At 57.6% G+C, this 19,394-nt stretch carries 16 protein-coding genes; 3 read left to right on the top strand and 13 right to left on the bottom strand.

Annotation, left to right across the window (positions count from 1 at the left end; translation table 11 throughout):
• Positions 1 to 164: 164 nt before the first annotated feature.
• Positions 165 to 1,220: a DNA-binding protein gene (locus AB7M23_RS17780; protein ID WP_454241535.1), complete on the top strand. Its 1,056-nt coding sequence runs from the start codon at positions 165 to 167 to the stop codon at positions 1,218 to 1,220.
• On the opposite strand, the gene AB7M23_RS17785 is transcribed toward AB7M23_RS17780, so the two are convergent.
• From AB7M23_RS17785 to AB7M23_RS17800, 4 genes are read right to left on the bottom strand one after another with little or no spacing between them, the layout of a single operon-like run.
• Positions 1,182 to 2,567, bottom strand: a complete 1,386-nt coding sequence (locus AB7M23_RS17785) for a DUF1552 domain-containing protein (RefSeq protein WP_454241536.1) — start codon at positions 2,565 to 2,567, stop codon at positions 1,182 to 1,184. The genes AB7M23_RS17780 and AB7M23_RS17785 overlap by 39 nt on opposite strands.
• Positions 2,568 to 2,569: 2 nt before the next feature.
• Positions 2,570 to 6,838, bottom strand: coding sequence for a DUF1592 domain-containing protein (locus AB7M23_RS17790; RefSeq protein WP_454241537.1), 4,269 nt, complete (start codon positions 6,836 to 6,838; stop codon positions 2,570 to 2,572).
• Between the two features lie 39 nt (positions 6,839 to 6,877).
• Positions 6,878 to 7,534 carry an Ig-like domain-containing protein gene (locus tag AB7M23_RS17795; RefSeq protein ID WP_454242191.1) on the bottom strand — a complete coding sequence of 219 codons (657 nt, stop codon included), beginning with the start codon at positions 7,532 to 7,534 and terminating at the stop codon, positions 6,878 to 6,880.
• Positions 7,441 to 8,730 carry a zinc-dependent metalloprotease family protein gene (locus AB7M23_RS17800; RefSeq protein WP_454241538.1) on the bottom strand — a complete coding sequence of 430 codons (1,290 nt, stop codon included), beginning with the start codon at positions 8,728 to 8,730 and terminating at the stop codon, positions 7,441 to 7,443. The genes AB7M23_RS17795 and AB7M23_RS17800 overlap by 94 nt, the downstream gene beginning before the upstream one ends.
• A 240-nt stretch (positions 8,731 to 8,970) precedes the next feature.
• Here AB7M23_RS17800 and AB7M23_RS17805 point away from each other — a divergent pair, with 240 nt between their 5' ends.
• Complete coding sequence (locus AB7M23_RS17805) at positions 8,971 to 9,576, top strand: SCO family protein (protein ID WP_454241539.1); 606 nt, start codon at positions 8,971 to 8,973, stop codon at positions 9,574 to 9,576.
• A complete protein-coding gene (locus tag AB7M23_RS17810) occupies positions 9,576 to 10,082 on the top strand; it encodes a copper chaperone PCu(A)C (RefSeq protein WP_454241540.1) in 507 nt (168 codons plus the stop codon). Before AB7M23_RS17805 ends, AB7M23_RS17810 begins: the two co-directional genes overlap by 1 nt.
• 40 nt (positions 10,083 to 10,122) lie before the next feature.
• On the opposite strand, the gene ppk2 is transcribed toward AB7M23_RS17810, so the two are convergent.
• The 9 genes from ppk2 to AB7M23_RS17855 form a co-directional block, all read right to left on the bottom strand.
• Positions 10,123 to 10,941, bottom strand: coding sequence for a polyphosphate kinase 2 (gene ppk2 / locus AB7M23_RS17815; protein WP_454241541.1), 819 nt, complete (start codon positions 10,939 to 10,941; stop codon positions 10,123 to 10,125).
• A 107-nt stretch (positions 10,942 to 11,048) separates the two neighbouring features.
• On the bottom strand, positions 11,049 to 12,239 hold the full coding sequence (locus AB7M23_RS17820; protein ID WP_454241542.1) for a cation:proton antiporter: 1,191 nt from the start codon (positions 12,237 to 12,239) through the stop codon (positions 11,049 to 11,051).
• A 6-nt stretch (positions 12,240 to 12,245) separates the two neighbouring features.
• Positions 12,246 to 12,809 carry a PqiC family protein gene (locus AB7M23_RS17825; RefSeq protein ID WP_454241543.1) on the bottom strand — a complete coding sequence of 188 codons (564 nt, stop codon included), beginning with the start codon at positions 12,807 to 12,809 and terminating at the stop codon, positions 12,246 to 12,248.
• A 17-nt stretch (positions 12,810 to 12,826) separates the two neighbouring features.
• A complete protein-coding gene (locus AB7M23_RS17830) occupies positions 12,827 to 14,479 on the bottom strand; it encodes a PqiB family protein (RefSeq protein WP_454241544.1) in 1,653 nt (550 codons plus the stop codon).
• The gene (locus tag AB7M23_RS17835) at positions 14,460 to 15,047 is read right to left on the bottom strand and encodes a paraquat-inducible protein A (RefSeq protein WP_454242192.1); all 588 of its coding nucleotides are present in this window, start codon (positions 15,045 to 15,047) and stop codon (positions 14,460 to 14,462) included. Before AB7M23_RS17835 ends, AB7M23_RS17830 begins: the two co-directional genes overlap by 20 nt.
• A 53-nt stretch (positions 15,048 to 15,100) precedes the next feature.
• The gene (locus AB7M23_RS17840) at positions 15,101 to 15,700 is read right to left on the bottom strand and encodes a paraquat-inducible protein A (RefSeq protein ID WP_454241545.1); all 600 of its coding nucleotides are present in this window, start codon (positions 15,698 to 15,700) and stop codon (positions 15,101 to 15,103) included.
• Between the two features lie 187 nt (positions 15,701 to 15,887).
• Positions 15,888 to 17,969, bottom strand: coding sequence for a TonB-dependent receptor (locus AB7M23_RS17845; RefSeq protein WP_454241546.1), 2,082 nt, complete (start codon positions 17,967 to 17,969; stop codon positions 15,888 to 15,890).
• A 118-nt stretch (positions 17,970 to 18,087) separates the two neighbouring features.
• On the bottom strand, positions 18,088 to 18,477 hold the full coding sequence (locus AB7M23_RS17850) for a DUF2946 domain-containing protein (protein WP_454241547.1): 390 nt from the start codon (positions 18,475 to 18,477) through the stop codon (positions 18,088 to 18,090).
• 64 nt (positions 18,478 to 18,541) lie between these two features.
• Entirely contained in the window at positions 18,542 to 19,393 is an 852-nt protein-coding gene (locus tag AB7M23_RS17855; protein ID WP_454241548.1) for a phosphatase PAP2 family protein, read from the bottom strand.
• Between the last annotated feature and the right edge of the window lies 1 nt (position 19,394).

The following is a 19,394-nucleotide window of genomic DNA, read 5'->3' on the forward strand; positions in this document are numbered from 1 at the left end:
GAATACGTACTGCCTGACAAGCTTCAGGTACGCATTCTAGCGTCTAAGATGCGATAAGCCTTGATTATTTAATCTTAGAATTTTGTTTTTTAAGTAATTTTCGAGGTAGTATCTGATATGTAATTACGTGGTACGTACCACAATACGAAATCGTAGGAGCACCCATGGCCCGAGGCGGTATCAACAAGGCAGTCGTTCAGAAAGCCAGGCAAGCGCTGCTGGCCAGGGGCGAGCACCCAAGTATCGATGCAGTACGTATCGAGCTGGGCAATACCGGTTCGAAAACCACAATTCACCGCTACCTGAAAGAGCTCGAGGCGCAGCAACCGGCCACGGTCGCCAGCACGCACACGCTAAGCGATGCACTGAGCCATTTGGTTGGCCAACTGGCTGAGCAGTTGCGCGAAGAGGCTGACTGCCGGGTAGGCGATGCCTGCGCCGTGTTCGAGGAAGAGAAACAGACATTGCTGGCGCAGTTGCAGCTCAGCCAGCAGGCCCTTGCGGCGCTGCAGCAACAGCAGCAGATTCAGGCTGCCGCGCTGGCCAGCGAATCCGCCGAACTGGCGACCACCCGCAGTGCCTTGCAGACCGAGCAGACCCGTAACGCGACACTGAATCAGGCCGTAGGTGAACTGCAGGTGCGTTTGGCGGACAAAGACGAGCAGATCCAGTCGCTCGAAGACAAACATCGGCATGCCCGTGATGCCTTGGAGCACTACCGCACGGCGAGCCGTGAACAGCGCGAGCAGGACCAACGCCGTCATGAGGGCCAACTGCAGCAGGTGCAGATGGAGATTCGCCAGTTGCAACAGAGCCTGATCGTCAAACAGGACGAGTTGACGCGCCTGAATCGCGACAATGAGCGCCTGCTCGTTGAAGCTCGGCAACTACAGCGCGAACGAATGGCATTGCAGGTTCAACATGAACAGCAGCAACAGCAGCTCCAGGCACTTAATGCCAGCCTCGCGCAGTCACAAGGGGCGCGTGAAGAGTTGCTTCGACAGGCACAGGCACAGGCCCAGCAGTTGGAAGAAAGCCGCTTGCAACAGGTGCTGCTGGTCCAGCGCAGCGAGCACCTGGAAGCGGCTTTACGCGAGCGTGAAGACGCATTGAGGCAACTACATGAAGCCGATCAGCCTATCGAAGATCGGCCGCACAACGACCTGTCACTGCACGACACCTCAACTTCCAACCGTGGTGAAGATCCCGTTGATCGGTGACACATTACCCCCATACGGCACCGTGGTGCCGGCTGCCAGGGCGATGCTGGCCCATACCCGCTGCATGCTCACATAATTGCCCAGCCAGTCACTGTGGTCGCCCTGCGTGCGGACATCAAAAAAACGACCATTGCCATTGCCACTCTTCAGCAACCCGGATGCGCCGCCCATCAATACCAACGGCATGTTGCGTGTGTGCTCCGGCGCGCCGTCGGCCATTTCACTGGTGAGCACGACCAGTGTGTGTTGGAGCAGGTTGTCGCTTGGTACATCAGGGTCTGCGCGTCTTGCCAACTCGTCCATGAACAGCTTGGCTTGGCGCACGTACCACTGCCGCGAACCCCTCCAGACTTCTTCACCTGCGTAGCGGTGTGCGCAATCGTGCGGGTTGGTTGTTGCGCTGACGTCGAGTATGTTCAGCGACTCGGCAGAACGACCCACCTGTAGGGTGGCGACCCGGGTCACACCGCAGGAGAGGGCCGTCGCAACGACCTGGTGATGGCTAGCCTGAACCTGGTTACGGAAGGCGGCTGAGCTGATCGGGTGGTCCTCGATACTGAGCGGCTCACACACCGAGGGGATGGCACCGTCCATATCGGTCTTGACTTGCTCCACGGCGTCGAGGTGATCTTTGAGCTTTTGCAGTTGTGAACCGGAAAGGCGCGACTGGACCTCCTGTATGTCTGCCAGCACTGGGTCAAACACATGTGCCCCACGCGCCTGAGTGTCTCGCGCGTCTTGACTGACCGCGCCGAACACCGCCTCGTACATGCGTACCGGGTTCTGGTGAGGTGCCCTGATCCCCTGTGCAGACCACGACACATACCAGGGGGTGCCATCGGTACCCGCGTGTGGCCCGGCGAACAGGCTGCGGTGCGAGGGCTGAGTGCCGGGCATGGCATCACCCAACAGGGTGTCGATCGAAGGCTTACTTGCCAGGTTGTCGCGCAGGGCATAGTTCCAACCATTGTGGCCTCCATTGCCCGGACCGAGGATAAATCCGCGCAAATACAGCGACTGTTCTCGGTAAGCCGCCAACTCCTGGCTGACCGCATTCAGCGTAAAATCACTGGTGTCGAGCGTGAAATCACGGTTTTTCAGGTCAAGGCCACGGCTGGCAGTACCGGCGACAGTGGGGAACCACAAACCATTGCCGTTATGTTCCGGGCCACTGTATGAGTCGACGGCCAATCCATCGGGGACAATAAAGAACACCACCTTGAGTTTGGCTTGCTGAGACTCCCCCAGCAGGGCCATCTTCGCCAAACCGACACGACTTAAGGGCAGCAACGCACCGGTGGCAGCCAGTTGCATCAGGAAGCGACGGCGACTTTTGAGCATGTCCATGATTATTCCCGTCCTTTTTTATGGAGAAAGGCATTGGAGGTAGCCAGGTTACGTATCATGTCGGTCAGCGAGCCCGAGGTTTTCAACCCCTCTGCCAACGTGTTCAAGGTGCCGGCGGTGCCCGCATCTGGCTCGTTGCCGAACGCAAAGCGGATGTAGCTATTGGCCATGCAGGATTGGGCTGCGTTGTTGGTGGGAATGAGCCGGGCGATGTCACGAACGTCCTGAACATGCGCCCATTCGATGAGGCCAGTGTTGTCGACGAAGGGGCCGGCGGCATTGATCGGCAGTTTTACCGGGTACTGGCCATAGTTGTAGGCATTCTCCTCGGTACGGTAACGCCCGGTCGCGTCATAGTGCTCCATTGATGCACCGGTATCGTTCATGTACTGGTGGCATTGCCAGCAGCTGCCCTGCGAGGCCTCTTTGCCGTTGACCAGGTCCCAGCGCTCACGGGTGGTCACCGCTTTGGCCGGGAACGTTGGCTCTCCGGGCATCGTATCGACCGGTGCGCCAAATTCGCGGCAGAACAACTGCTCACGGACCATGATCCCGCGTTTGACCAAGGAGGTGGCCTGATAGTCTGACGTTGCAGCTTGAGTCAGGCCCAGGTGCAGCAGGCCACCCCGACGGTCATCGACCGTCACCTTGCGCATTTCGTTGCCACTGACACCGGAGATGCCATAGTGCTCGGCCAGCGCCTGGTTCAGGAAGGTATAACCCGGGTTGAACAAGGCGTTGAAGCTGCCATTGCCGTTGGTCATCACCTCGCGTACCAGTCGGTACTGCTCGGCGGCCATGTCTTGAACAAGACTGGCACTCAAGCCGGGTTTTTCCTGAGCCCCGCGATTGGTCTTGATGTAATAGCTGATGAAGCGATTGAACTGCTCCACACCACGATCAGACCGCAACATTTCATCGACCTGCGCACTGATCTGCTCCGGTGTGTTCAGCAGCCCCTGCTCGGCCTTGCGTAACAGGGCAATGTCCGGAGTGGTCCCGAGGATCGCGAACGACAGCGCGGTCGCTGTTTCACTCGGTGTCAGTGTGTAGGTGCCGGAGCGCTGCGCATCGGCAACACCCAGTTCCGAACGGTAGAGGAAGTTCGGCGACAGCAGCAGCGCGGCAATCAGCGATGTCTGGCCATGTTCATCCTTCAAGCGCTGATAACGTGTGCGTTCTTCATTCGACAGCGGCCGGCGGAACACCTTATGCCCCAGGTCTGCCAGCGTCTCGGTGTTTGCAGACGCCGCGTTGGCAACGAACCAGGCCATGTCGTAGAGCGATTTCACGTCATCAGCCTGCAGCAGGCCATGGTCTGCATCGCCCGGGTACTTGAAGGTTTTCGGTGATTTATCCGCCGGTAGTTTTTCAGTGTTTATCGTGACGCCAAACAGATCCTGAACACTGTTGGCATACTCTAACGGGGTCAGCAGCCGCAGTTGGCGCTTACCATAAGACTCTGCCGGGTTCAGGTAGGGTGCCCAGACCACATCAAACAGGTGCCGGGAAATTTCCGACGCACACGTCACGTCACAGTGCCCGCTCACGGGCATGCTCATGATCTGTTTGACCAGCGCATCGCTGCCGGCAACGTTCCAGGTGGTCGCCTTGTTCTGATCGTTGAAGTAGTCAGGGGAGTGGCAGGTGCTACAGCTGGTTGCCAATACCTCCTGCCCCAGGTCAGTGACGGCGCGGTAGGTAATCGGCGTCAGCTCAATGTTGTTGCTGTCTTCGTTGATGGATACCGTTGTTTTCGTAGGTTCTGGAAGCTCCTTTGGATAGTAGGGGTAGATGAAGTCATATTCGCCATAGTTCAGAATTTCCTTGGCCTGACCGCCCCAGGGCACCTGGACCTCACGAGGTGCGGCGCCTGCGCTCTTGCTGAGCACGGTGACCTTCCAGAATGCGTCATTGACGGATGCAGGCTTGGCGGGCGCCTTGAGTGTGGCTTCAACCTCCACATGTGTTGGCCGTTTACGGTATTCCAGTTTCACGGCCCGGGTTTGGGTATCGATCTTGGTTCCGGCCTGTGTGTTACTGGCGAATGTGACATTTGTCGTGCGTTGGACAGGAATCCAGTCTGCGACATCGTTCAAGCGTACTTCGTACGTGCCGGGCTTCAAGCCATAAATCTGCAAGTCAGGGGTTTGAAAGTCAGGGGTGTTCCATGCCACCTGGAACATTCGAGTATGCCCATCAGGGTCCTTCAAGGTGCCGCTGACCATCTGGTCGGCCAAGTGCGCATCCGGTACAACGGTAGGTTGAAGGTGCAGCACCGTACCGGCTTGCATCCACTCCTTGGCGTCGAAACTGACGCGGTAGATCACGCCAGCCACATCGTCTGAAACCAGCAAGCTCTTGTCTGCCAGCTCGAGGAAGTCGGCCGGGCGGCCAACGCAGCTGTTGGTCAAACAATAGACATCGAAATTGTTCGGATCTTTAACCCAGCCATTGATCAACGGGATCTGATTAACCACCTTGGAATTGTTCTGGATACCCAGCATGCGAATCTCAAGCCCAGGCTCACCTGTCGCCCCCACACCGTGCGTAGCAACCAACAGGGGCTGTATGCCCTGGCCAAACAGGGGATTAGGCTTCCAGAACTTGATGCCCAGCGGTGCGGTATTGCTACCCAACTCATAGGCTGGCGGGGTGTGGTCGCTTTGATTGATGGCGGCGAGAGGTTTGTCCGAGATGATTGCACCCTTTACCAGCGGTGGTTGAGTGTCTCCTGGATTATTGAATTCATCGGCGGTAAAGCCGGGCGTACTACGACCAAACACGTAAGGCACGCCAAAGTGCATCGCATCATTTTTACCTTTTACAGCAGAACGCGCGATTCGATTGATTTCATCGGCGTTGGGGAAGCCCTGGCGATTGTTGTCGCTGAACCAGATCTTGTGGTCGTCGGGGTTCCAGTCGAAGCCCACCGAGTTGCGCACGCCCTTGGCCAGAATCTCCGACTTACCGGTTTCAAGGTCGTAGCGCAGCACTGTCCCGTAGCGTGGATCCCCAGGAATCATGCACAGGTTGCAGGGGATGCCAACCGCGGTATAAAGCCCCTTGTCCGTTGGATCAACGGGATTGAATTTTAACGGGTGCTTTTGGTGCCAGATGCGGTACCCCGGATGGACCAACGGTACCAGGGTGTCATCCGCCGGGAAGGTGATAACCCGCTCTGGCTTGGGATCGGTATACGTACTGTCGATATTTCGTACCCGGTACACACCGCCAGTGGTGGAATAGAACAGGTCACCATCGCGGTATGCCACGCCATGGGGTTCCTCAAGACCCGAGGCAACCAGGTAGATTCCCGTTGGCTTGCCCTCATCGTTCAATGGCAGTGCGTAAATGAAGTTGGCGGTACGACCGTCATACACATAGTTAGGGATCGCACTGGAGCCGACATACAACACCTTGTTGCCCATCGCCATCTGCCGAGGCTGAGACAATCCTTGGGCAAACAGCTCAACCTTGATACCAGGAAGGCCGCGTAGCTGGCTGATATCAACCGGGGGGCGGTACTTGACCGCAAACTGCTGTTTCTCACCGCTCTCTTGGGTGAAGCTGACCTTATTGGGTGTCGTCAGCGGCAGGTAGCCCTGCGCCGGGTCCATGATCAGGTCATAGTCACAGGCCTTCAGGCCTTCGATGGTTAGGGTGGTATTGGATTTTCCGGCGATCGGCACCGATTCGCCTTTGCAACGCAGCACGCCGGTGACTTCGATATCGCTACCGGGGCCTACACCCAGGGTGGTGGCTTTGTTAGGAAAATCACGCGTAACGGTGGAAAAGCTCAGCTCAAGTTTGTTGCTGCTCGGCGCGGCGTTACATTCGCCGAGGTCTTTCCAGGCATCCCCCCAGTTCGCCGACTGGCCGGGCGCATAAGCCGGTTGGTTACACCAGGCCCAACTGCCCACGCCATAGGGGGCCTCACTGTCCTTCCAGCACTCAAATGCGTGACCGACATTCGTTACCCAGGCCCCTTGTTGGTACTTCAAGGTTTTGCCGGCGTTGGCGTTGCCTGGCTTGCCTTGCCCCTTCACGGCATCAAGCGCGTATTGTTCGGCTTTGCAGGCCTCGGCACTTGCCTGCTTACCCGGTTCGAACTGGCTGGAAGAGGGGCGCTGCATGACCTTGCCATCGGTGGCAGCCTTGTTCTGTGCGTGAGCCTGCGTCGAAACAGCGCTACTGCAAAGAACGGTCAGTGTAAAAAACAGGTAAGGCGCACGCAGACGATGCTGCGCAGGTACGCGGGGAGTCGCCATAGTAGTAACCTCGTTGCACTCATACCAAGAGGAAATGACTTAGCCTTTGACTGCCGAGCAAGGGCCCAGCAAGCGCCAGACCTGGCTGTCTGGGGCAGGGGCTGTACCCTTGACCCACTGTTTTGCCGCATAGCGTTGCCCGTGGTAATGCACTTCATTGGGCGCGGTGTAATAGCGCTGGGCACTCCAGGGCACCGGGATGGTGCTAAGCAGGCTCCAGGCGTCGTTGCTGGAAGGCGGAGCGGTGCCGGTCGACCAGGATGAGATCCACACCGCGTGCTCGGCGCTGACTTTGATACCCGAGGCGTAATCCTTCGCCTCCCACGGCGTTACCTGCTCGGCCTCGGGGTCTCGGTAGTCGCACCCTGACGGTGCCGCAGTGATGGTTACGGTCTGTTCGGCAGAGGTCACACGGTGCCCCGCACTGTCGCTGGCGCGGGCGCTTACGCGATAGACGCCTGCGCCCACGTTGTTCCAGGTAAAGGTGTAAGGTGACGTGCTGTCTTGCCCGATCACGTCGGTGCCACGAAGAAACTCCACGAGGTGAATTGTCGCGTTGCCACTGGCAGTGGCGTTGGCGCTCAGTTGAACCGTCGCTGGCTCTACGGTTCCGCCGGCGACCGATACGCTGACTTCGGGGGGCTTGGGTCTGGCGCAGGGTAGTAGGCCGCTACAGTAGGCGCGGCGTCCCGCAATACACGGGCGTTGTCATGCTTGTCTTTCGACCCCAGAGGCAAGCCCTGGTAAGTCATCTGGGCATTCGACCAATAGTTGATGCGGCTGCAGCGCTGGCTGGCGTTACCCGGGCACTCATAGGCCATGACGGTACGCCAATGCCCGGGCCAGCGAATACCGTGGGCATAAACAGGCGTGACAGGCGCATCGTACTGATCCGGATCATGCCGGGCAGCCAAATTGTGGCCCAACTCATGGGCGAAGGTATGGTTGCTGAGGCACTTCGGGTCGGCGATGCTGACGCCGGCATTCTTGTTCAAGGCGGTGTAGGCCAAGCCACACACGTCGGGTATCACAGTAAGCAGGCTAAGCAGGTCGGCCCGACTGGCATCTCGTTGATACCGTGCGGGTTGTCCCAATTGTGCATCGTTGACATTCCACAACCGGGAGAGCACCTCTTTGCCGGTTGCAGTGCCCGATTCCGTCCAGTCGATGCGCTGCACACCGGCATTTTCAAACTGCACATTGATCTGACTGTTTTCCAGGCCGCTATTGGCCATGGCCAGCGCATTGGCGACGCTGGCGTCCATGTCGGGCATCAGCTCGAATGCTTTATTGGAAACCAGTGTCAGTACACGAATCACAACGGGTGCCGCGTGTGCCGCGGGTTTGGCGGGCGCTGCCGGCGTTGTTGCAGGCATGCCCGCAGGCTCCTCGTTGACCTCGTCATTGCCCTCGGGGAATTTTGACGCGTCGACCTTGACGACCGCATGCCGCCCGTCACCCAACGGCTCGATGCGATACAGTTGGTCATCAACCTTGACCACCCCCACCAGATGCGCCCCATGCCGTGTCAGGTAGGCCGTATTCTGGTCATCTGTCGGGCCTTGCCTGGCGCTGACGGTACCCTGCCAAGTAACAATGCCATCAGGCTGAGTACTGATTCGGGCCTTGTGGAATACCCTGGAGACCCCGGCCTCAAGGTCCAGTTGCAAGTCCCGGCTGGTTGCAGCGATTAATTCGCCCTGTACCTGAACCAGCGATATCGACAGGGTCGTCTTGTCGTCGGCAAGGTATCGCAGGACAGGGTTGGCGCTGCCGCGCAGTTGTTGTAGTGGCTCCTCGGCCAGTGGCTTCAATGGCCGCTCGGCCGCATGAGCGAGCAGGCTCATGCCTAGAGAAACAATCACGATGACCGATTTCAAACGTCGCGCCATTTCGCCACTCCTTCCTTGTTCACGAATGGGATCAAAGTAGGCGCTGCGCGAAGGGGTCGTCTACTGACAGAAATACCAGGGGGGGGGAGGGAAATGGTGGTTTGAAGAGGGCCTACGACAGAGGTCGAGCGACGGATTGCTGGAACCGTTGGCCGTTCGCATGACAGAATATGTGATTGCATAACGTTTGCTGAAGGCTCCACTCCCAGGACTGGTACCTTCCCGAAAGGATGGTAATACATGACTGATTTACTGACCCGACGCCAGGTTGTCGCCGGGATCAGCCTGCTGGGCCTGGGTGCTCTCGTAGGTTGTGATAGCTCAGGTGGCTTGTCGTTCAAGCACGGTAAAGACATGAGCAATCAGATCCTCGGGCGCTCATTCAAGCTGAAAGACCCTCAAGGCAATGAAAGAACCCTGTCGAGTTTCCGGGGCTCGATGCCCATGGTGTTCTTCGGCTTTACCCAATGCCCGGCGATTTGCCCAACGACGCTGGCACGTGCGGTGCAGATCAAGAAACTGATGGGCAAGGATGCCGATTTTCTTCAGGTGATCTTCATTACGCTCGACCCCGAGCGCGACACGCCAGAGGTGCTCGATGCTTATGTAAAAGCCTTCGACCCCTCGTTCGTCGCATTGTCCGGCACGCTGGAAGAGACTGCGCAGACCGCCAAGGAGTTTGGCGTGTTCTACGAGAAGATCCCCAGCGGCGAGACCTACACGTTGTCCCATACGGCAACCAGCTATGTTTATGACTCCCGAGGCGTGCTACGTCTTGGCCTGTCGCATTCCCTGACGGCAAAGGAATGTGCAGAAGACCTGCTCACTGTTATGGAGGTATGTTGATGCGTTCCACATTCGCTAGCTCGATGGTAGCCAAACCACTCAACCGCGCTGTGGCACTGTTCATGCTGCTGGGCGCAACATTGCCTGCGGTAGCGCAAACCGTCGTTGATGACGCCTGGGTACGGGCCACGGTGCCTCATCAGGCGGCAACCGGGGCATTCATGAAAATCACAGCCGACAGTGACAGCACGTTGCTCAGCGTTGAATCCCCGGTTGCCAAGACCGTGCAGATCCATCAGTCGCAGATGAAAAATGACGTCATGAGCATGCAGCCCGTGACGTCGGTGGCGCTGCCGGCAGGAACAGCCGTTACGCTGGAGCCTGCTGGCTACCATGTGATGCTGATCGACCTGGTCAAGCAGATCAAGGAAGGCGACGCGGTACCGCTGACGCTGGTGGTGAAAGATGCCAAGGGCCAGCTGGAACGCATCAACGTCAGCGCGCCGGCACGCGCGCTGAACATGCCAGACCATGAGCACATGTCGGGTCACATGCACATGGAGTGATTCTGTTCCAACCGGGACGAGTTCGCGTCGTCCCGGTGCTTCAGAAAGGTTCGTCGATGTACTTGAAGGGGTATTTGATGTCCTTGTAACGGCCGATTCTGCGTTTTGGCAATTTGACCTTCGGCTGTTTGATTTCCGTATAGGGTATTTGCGCTAGCAGGTGCGTCAGCAGGTTAAGCCGCACCCGTTTCTTGTCCTCCGACGGTGCAACGAACCATGGGGCCCATTGAGTGTCCGTTGCCTTGAACATTTCGTCCCGGGCACGTGTGTAGTCGTCCCAGCGGTTGAACGACAACACATCCATCGGCGACAACTTCCAGGTTTTTCGGCCATCGGTAATTCGGGCTCTGAGGCGGCGCTCCTGTTCTTTGGGGCTGACCTCCAGCCAGTATTTGAGCAAGATGATGCCCGAGCGCACGATGTGCCGTTCAAACATCGGCGTCAGCTCAAGAAACGTGCGCACCTGGTTTTCATCGGCAAACCCCATGACACGTTCGACACCCGCCCGGTTGTACCAACTGCGGTCGAAAATCACCACTTCACCACTGGCGGGGAAATGCGGCATATAGCGCTGCGAGTAGAGCTGGCTTTTTTCCCGCTCGGTAGGTGAGGGCAGAGCGATAACCCGAAAGACCCGCGGGCTGACACGCTCTGTCAATGCCTTGATGGTGCCGCCTTTGCCTGCGCCGTCGCGCCCTTCAAAAACCACCAGAACCTTTGCACCGGTCTCCACGACCCACTGCTGTAGCTTGACCAACTCAACATGCAATGCCTTCAGTTGCTTTTCATAGGTCTTGCGGTCGAGCTTTTTTTGCGATGGCTTGGCAGGATTGCGCGCTGTAGATTTCTCGTTTTTCATCGTTGCTCCTTTGCGCTACGCAGCTCTATTGGAGTGAAGCGTAGCCACTGCCATCCGATATGCGCTGCCGATAGTCGGCGGCTGAACGGTATGTGTGCTCACTTCACTCAGGGTGTACGACGAACCAGGCGGGCCACCCACGGGTTGGCGCTCAGGCCATGCAACAGCACACTCAGCAGAACGGTACAAATGGCGGTGGCGACCAAGGTGCTGGTGGACGCCAGTGGGTAGTCAATGATCATTACCGCGAAGACAATGGTCGCCAGCCCTCGTGGGCCAAACCACGCCATGAACAGGCGCGTCTCAAGGTCGAAGCGCGTTCCCAGCAGGCACAGCAACACGGGAAGCATACGTACGAGGGTCAAGCTGAGCAGGGCATACAGCCAAATATCCCAGGTCAGGCTGCTCCACGCTTTCGGTATCACCACCGCACCAAATACGCCCCAGGTGAGCACCGAGAGCAAGCTGGCAAACTCTTCGCTGGCCTGAAGCAGGTGATGTTTCTGCTCCTTGAACAGGTACCCGGCAAGCAGGCCGCCGACGAATGCGGCAATAAAGCCGCTGCCACCCAGCACTTGCGCCGTGGCAAAGCACAGCACCGCCAGCCCCGGCAGGGTGAGTTGCGACCATACCTGCATTTGCCACTGATGTTTCCAGGAGAGCTTTTGTAGTTGCCAGGCGATGAGCGTGAGGAGTATCCCGCTGAGCGCACCAATGCCAAGCTCTTCGGCGACCAGTTCCAGGGCGAGAAGTACCGGGTGTTGCGCTTGCTCTTCAACCAGTAACGCGAGGAAAAGCAAAAGTACCGGTACGCAGATCCCATCATTAAGGCCGCTTTCTACGTTAAGCCCTTCGCGCACGGGTTCGGCGACCTTCGGGTTGGTGACGACGGCTTTTCCCAGCGCCGCGTCGGTAGGCGCGAGCAGGGTTGCCAGGATTGCAAGCTCTATCAGCCGTACCTGCGGGAAGACCCAGAGCCCCACCAACCAGCCCAGTACGATGGTCAGAGGCAGACCGATCAACAGCAGGCGTAACGGCAACCCCTCATGGGCGCGCAGTACCTTGAGGTTTGCATTCGCAGCATCGCTGAACAATACAATGGCCAAGGTCAATTCTGCCAATGCCCTGAGGCCATCCTTGTCTATCCGCGGCTGCAGAATGCCCAAGAGCGCAGGGCCGAGTACGATCCCCACGAGCATGAACACCAGGGGGCCATTGAACAGCCGCTTCTCGAAACGCCCGGCGAAAATGCTGTAAACCAGCAGGAAGGCTGTGAATAGCGCAAGGTTCTGGTACATGTGCGGTTACTGTGGCGATGGACAGGTACTGCGCCCGTCACTGGCTGCTTGTGTAATCAACGTTACCAGTGCTTGAACGTTATGCTGGTGCGCGGCAACCAAGTCCTCAATCGTTACCCCCGAGGCCGTTCTGAATACGCTCCGACAACTCAAGGAGGGCGTGTTGTCCCCTGTGGTCAACGCGCGAAGTCGCCATTTGGTCTCGAGCAAGGCGTATTGCCCAGGCACCGAGTCGAATCGCTGAACATCCAGCCTCAAGCCGATCTTGTGCGAGGCTCCATTGCTGGGGAGCAAATCGACAAGCGCACTTTGCAGTTCGTCGGCGAGGCTCGCGCCCCACCATTCTGTCTCCAGAACGGCCAGGCCACTGTTGCCTTGGCGAACGACAATTTGCGGGCGGTCGACCTGCGGCGGCAGACTGAGCCGTTCAATCTGGATATCGAGGTGGCTGGAGCCCGATACGGCGGGGGCCTGGGTTGGCATCAGGGTGTGGTAGTGAATCGGATCGCTGCGGCACGCTGTGAGCAACAGTGCCAAAGCGATCGACAATGGTTTGAGCGGTAGCCGCATGGTGCAAACTCCTGCAATCAGTTACGCGAGGGTTCCAGGTTTTCTGCGGGTGCATCCTTGGGTCTGCCGCGCAACAGCGACTCGGGATGACGCCCGAAATAGTCCGACAGCTCCCGCAGGGAGCGCGACATACGCCCCACGTCATCCAGGGTTTGCTTGAGCTGCTCTCGCTGTGGCGAGTCGTCGGCCAGGGTCGTATTTGCCGATTGCAGGGTTTTGCTGATTTCTTGCAGCGTGCCGTGAACACCCGGCAGCGTGTTGCTGTTGAACTGTTGCAGGCCCTTGCGCAGTTCCACCAGATTACTGTCCAGGTTGTTGGCGATGCGCTCCAGTGGAAGTTTGTCCAGTTTGTCGAGCATTGACTGAAGTTTTTCCTGCAGTTGCTCCAGGCTTCCAGGCACCGTAGGCAAGCTGACGGGGCGCGCGTTTGGATCGAAGACCACCTTCTTCGCATCAGGGTAAAAATCCAGCGCAATATACAACTGCCCGGTCAGCAGATTGCCACTGCGCGCCTGAGCCCTGAGGCCATTGTCGATGAAGGTGCCGAACAGGCGTACGCTGGCCTGTTCGTCACTGGGATCATGCTTGAGCGCCTTGAGCATCTTGGCGTGAGCGGGCCCCAAGCGTTGCGGATAGATCACAATGCCAATGTTCGCCGGGAAGCTGTGGCGCTGCTCATCGTAGTCCAGGTTGACCGAGACGACCTTGCCGATGTCTATGCCAAGAAACTCCACCGGAGCGCCGACTTTCAGGCCGCGCAGTGCTTCATCGAAACGCAGTGACAGGTACTGCGCCTTGCCGTTAGGTGGCGCGAGGGCGGTTTCCTGGTCGGCAAACAGTTCAAAGGGGGAATCCTCAAGTGCTGGCCGGTCGTCAGGGCTGTAGTCCGGTGCACGAAAGGCGATACCGCCGACCAACAAGGAAGACAACGATTCAGTGCTCACCGCAAACCCATTAGCGCTGAGTTCGACGTCGACACCGCTGGCGTTCCAGAAGCGGGTGTCATTGGTGACGAAGGCATCATTGGGCGCATGGACAAACACTTCAATGTCCACGCCCTTGCCATCGGGCGCCAGGGTGTAGGACACCACCTGGCCGACGGGAATCTTGCGGTAATACACCGGCGAGCCAATGCCAAGCGAACCCAGGTCAGGTGCGCGCAGGGTGAAACGCTTTCCCGGCTCGCCGTAGGTGATGGGCGGTGGCACCTCCAGGCCGGTGAACGCTTTGGATCGCCCCTCACCTTGACCGACATCGGCACCGATGAAGTCACCGGACAGCAACGTGTCGATGCCAGAGACACCACCGGCGCCGATGCGTGGACGCACGACCCAGAACTGCGAACCGGTGCGGGTAAAGTGTTCCGCCTGTTTATCCAGTTTCAGGGTTGCAGTCACATTTTTCTGGTCGCTGCTCAACTGGACGTCAGTGACTTGGCCAATCACGACGTTACGGTATTTCACCGGCGTTTTGTTGGCGGTCAGCCCCTCACCGGTCTTGAAGGTGACAGTAATGACCGGGCCTTGTTGCAGCCAGTTATGCACCACCAGGGAAATGCCCACCAGGACTGCAATGATCGGAACAATCCACACCACCGAAACACTGAAGCGGCGGGTCTTGATGCTGGGCTGGCCGGGCATGGGTTGGCTATCAGGGGTTGCTGGCTTCATCCATGCGCTCCTCGGTTTTTTTGGGTTCCCAAATCAGACGCGGGTCGAAACTCATCGCCGAAAGCATGGTGAACACCACCACCAGACCGAAGAAGAGAATTCCCGGGCGCGGTTCAATGTCGCCAAGTGCCTGAAACTTGACCAGTGCCGCCACCAGGGCGACCACGATGACGTCGAGCATTGACCAGTAGCCAATGACCTCGACGAAGCGGTAGAGCTGTGCACGCTCTCTGCGGGCCCAGTCACTCTGGCGTTGTACGGTGACCAATAGCAGGGTCAAGGCGACGAATTTGGTCGCGGGTACGGCGATACTGGCGATGAAGATAATCGAAGCAATGTCCCAGGCGCCGTGCCCCCAGAACTCGATGACACCACTCATGATCGTGCTGTCGGCACCACTGCCGAACAGGCTCGTGTTCATCACCGGTAAAAGGTTGGCAGGGATATAGAAGATCAAGGCGGCAAGCATATAGGCCCAGGTGCGGGCCAACGCATCAGGCTTGCGTAGGTGCAGCGCCGCGCCGCAGCGAGGACAGGTGTGCGGGTGATCGGTCATGTCGCAAGCCATGTTGCAGGCATGGCAAAGGGCAAGGTTCAGCTCGGCGGCGAGTGCAGGCGTGCTCACGGCAACATCTCCCACAGATCGCGAACATCGCGCCCGGCAACCCTTATGATCAGCAAGCTCAACACGGCCAATGCAATCAGACCTATACCAGGCAGCACATCCAACATGCCCGCCAGTTTGAAAACCGCGACCATCGCGCCAAGCAGGCACACCTCAAGCATGCTCCAAGGCCTCAAGGTCTCAAGCCAACGCATGCACAGCTTGAACGCGGGAGAGCGTTTGGTAGCCATTGCAAAGGTCAGCACCCAGATCAACAGCACGAGTTGAAAGAGCGGCGCGATGATGATGGCGATGGCTGCCACGAGTGCAATGAAGGTGATAGGCCCGTTACTCAAGGCCCGCACCGAATCCCAGAGGGTTGCGCTGTTGCTCAGGCCTTGCAGACTGATACTCATGACCGGGTAGAAGTTGGCGAAAATCCACAGCACTGCCGCCGTAAGGCTCAACGCCAGACGTTGCTGCAAGGTCATTCCGTTGTACCGTTGAAGCACTGCGCCGCAACGCTGACACAAGGCTTTCTGATGTTTGGCAAGCGTGACTTTTTCGTACACGCAGTCACAGTGTTCGCAAATGATCAGACGATCAGTTTTCACCATGATCTGTGCTCTAGCAAAGGGCGAGGAACCGCTGTCACTAGCTCAATATAGAAGTGCGCTGCAATTGAGCAAATCAACCGGCGCGTTTTTAATCGCCAAGCGCTACTGTAGCCCCATAGTTTTTCACTTTGCTGCCCGCTTGAGGTGGCAGCAGCAGGGGCGGAGTGCCCCCACTGCAAACGGGTGTTCAGAGATCAAACGTGATGCCGGTGTAGAGCGCACGCCCGTCGCCAGGTGAATGCAGTGACGCATCGGCGCCATCCGGGTCGTACCAGACGTATTCGTAATAGCGGTTTGTCAGGTTCTTGAGCTGTACGTCGACACTGACCGACTCGGTTACCTTGTAGACAGCACCAAGGTTCATCAATACATAACCGCCGTAGGTACCTTGGGTGTTCTGCCGTTCCAGGTAGTAATTGGTCTGTCCATTCATCCATGCCGTCAACTGCAGGGCAGGGGTGGCCTGGTAGCTGACGCCGGCGTTGTACAAATGATGCGGTACGTGGTCGATTTCCTGGCCTTTACTGTCAGGCAAGGTCGCACTGGGCTGCAGGATCTTTGAATATTGCCAGGCGTAGGCCATCCAGAAATCGGTGCGCTCGTTGGGGTGCATATTCACCTGCAGGTCGTATCCCCAGCGCCGGGTTTCACCAACGTTGTCCGACTCTCCGCTCGGGTCGTTGAGACGGCGGCTGACCTCACCGGTGGCCTCCTGTTGCCAATAGGCGATACGTCCATCGACCCAGTCACTCGGGGTGAATTTGACGCCGGTTTCCCAGCCCTCATTGATCGAGGGCTCCAGGTCGGTGGTACGCGGAGGAATCTTGTACGCGGCTGCGCCTGTACCCACCTGAAATGTACGCCCCCAGTTGGCATAAACGCTGGCCACTTCCCAGGGTGAGTAAACAATGCTGAGCTTGGGCTGTTTGATCAGCCCGTAGTCGTTGATGTCGTAATCCGTGCCGGTCATTTCATTGGTGAAATCACCCTGGATTTTATCGACCCGGTAGGCAGGGACGATTTTCAACGACTCGAACGGTTTGATCTCGGCCTGAACATAAGCACCGTACGTGTCAAAGTCGAATGCTTGATCACGCGTCTGAGATTGGCGCACACGAGACTTGGTTTTGTAACGCTCACTCTTGTTCTGTTGCTGTTGCACATCTGCACCGGCTTCCAGCGCAAAGTCATACAACCCGTTGACTTCAGGGCGCCAGGTCAGGGAGGTAAGGGCACCGTATTGGGTTTCATAGGTGTCGCGCTCCTGTTGGGAGCTGGTGCGCCAGTACTGTGTCCAGCGACGGTCATCGTAGGTATTGACGTAGGTTTTAGCCGACCAGGCCAGGCTGTCGGTCAGCTCGGTATCGAAATGCAGGCTGACCTGGTTCATCCGCCGCGTGCCCTTGTCCGTCGCGTTGTAGCTGTTGGTCATAGTGGGATGATGGCGGGCGTCATCTTCTGTCAGGTAGCCGGGCTCCTGAGCTTCGGTTTCATAGTGACGGGCAATCAGGCCTATACGGTAGCTGTCGTCGTCCGGGGTATAGAACCACTTGCCTGACATGGAATACCGGTCAGCCTCGGCATGGTCACGGTAGCCATCGGCTTTCTGGTAGGCAATGAAGTAGTTTTGAGTCCAGTTGCTGCTTTCGATGCCCTTGGCCAATTGGGTCTCTTGGGTATTGAAGCTGCCATAGCGGACCCTGGCCTTGGTGTAGTCACCGCTGGTACGGGTCAACATGTTCACATTGCCTGCGATGTTGTTCAGACCGTAACGCGCATCACTGGTGCCGCGCACCACCTCGATGCTGTCGAGTTCGAGGGGGAAAATCATGTCCATATACGGCATGTTGCCGTCGTTGCTGTTGCTCGGAATGCCATCAATCAACAACTTGACGGCATTCACTTCGCCTTCACCGTTGAAGCCTCGGAAAGAAATTTTCCCCGAGGTAGTGCCTTGGTTGAACTCGGTGAGCATAACCCCCGGTGCGCGGCTGAACAGCTCCCAGCTGTAGTTGACTGGCATTTTTTCGAGGATATCGCCCCCAAGAACATCGACAGAGCTGACTACGCTGCTGGTTGCCAAGGGGCCTGCTGCTGCACCTGAAACAGTGACAGTGCCAAGGGTGAGTGTGGAGTCTTCGCTGCTTGAGGTTGCTGCAACGGCGATTGAAAGCGGATCAAATGCAGACAGGCTGGCGCTGAGCAAGGCAAGAAACGAGCGGGAAACAACGCGTTGTTTTACACGCGGCAAACTACATGGAGCAGGCATAACGCATACGTCCTGATGACCAAGAAAATTCAATCGTGCCAATGGCCGGGGCGAAATCGCCCTAGACCTGACAATGAATGCCTTGCCAGATACGGTCTGGAAGGCCTGGACTTAGTGATCAGGCAACAGGAGAGGCGCGGGGGTTGAGACGTGGCCAGAGCCGGCGGGGAGACGATGGTGGGAGCACCGGATTACGCAGTTCGGAATCGACAGCGAACAATCCAAAGACATGTCGAAAGTACGGCGAAGGCAACGCAGCCTGGCCATTGTGGCCACAGCAGCAATCGCCATGCTGCATACTGATTTTCAGTGACGCGGGTGCATGTGTATCGATCAGTTTGTCGAGCGCAGGCACACGAGAGGTAGAAGGGTTTGCGGAGCAGAAACCGCCCCACAGCGGCAACTGCAGATCTTGCGTCTGTAGCGCACGGCCTATGGGCATGGCCAACAGGTTGAGCAGCACAGCCAGGCAGGCAATCCAGGGGCTTATGCGTTTCAACGAGGCCATGAGGGGAAGGGCTGAGTTAAGAAGCCACTATTTAGCCGCAGTGGGGCGCAGATGTAAAAGTGCGTCAGTGTGCCATTTTGTCACATCCGGCGTGAGTGTATTCTGCCACCCCTGGCAACGGCGCGGCGAGCGGCTGGGACAAACGTTCTCTACCATAAAGCGCCAGTGCGACCATCAATGTACTTAGCCAGACAAATATCCCCGACCAAAAGGTATGGGACATAAAGTGCCAGCCTTGCAGCACCCGCGTCGTGCCGAAGACAAAACCAAGCAATAGCGCCCCCATCAGCACCTTTCTAGTGTGTTGCCAACGGTAGCGTCGCGCAATGAAGTACAGGGCCAGCATACTGAAGCCACCGGAAGCATGACCCCCTGGCCAACATCTTCCAGGGCCTGCCTTTTGCCACAAAGAGAAGTTATGGAACCACTCCATGCGAATTTCCTTGCCGCCATACAGTGTGGTTTCTACGGGGCAATACACGCCCGTGTGGCTTTTCAGGTAGTGGATAACACCCGTGCTCAGAGAAAAGGCCAATACGACAAACAGAAAATCGCGGCGATAACGGGTGGTAAAGCGCAACACGGGCGCGATACGGACGGCTTCCAGGACAGTTGTGACCCGCGATTGGGGATGAGGGGCGAGTCGAGGCCAGATAAACGACAGCAGTGATCCGATGATCGCTATTTCACCTGTCCAGTCCGGGATTACCCGGGCCCATTTATGAGTGATCTTTTCAAACAGCGTGTTGTGTTCAAGTGGAAACACACCGGTGACGGGGTCATAGAGCAGATCGCTGAATAAACGGTCGAGGTCTGCCAGGTCTGCCAGGTCGAACAGGACAAACACCGCCAACGCAAACAACAGGACATAACCCACGTTCGCCCGATAAAACGCTTTACGCGATATGGCCTGCATT

Source organism: Pseudomonas sp. HLS-6 TE3448 (assembly GCF_053629555.1).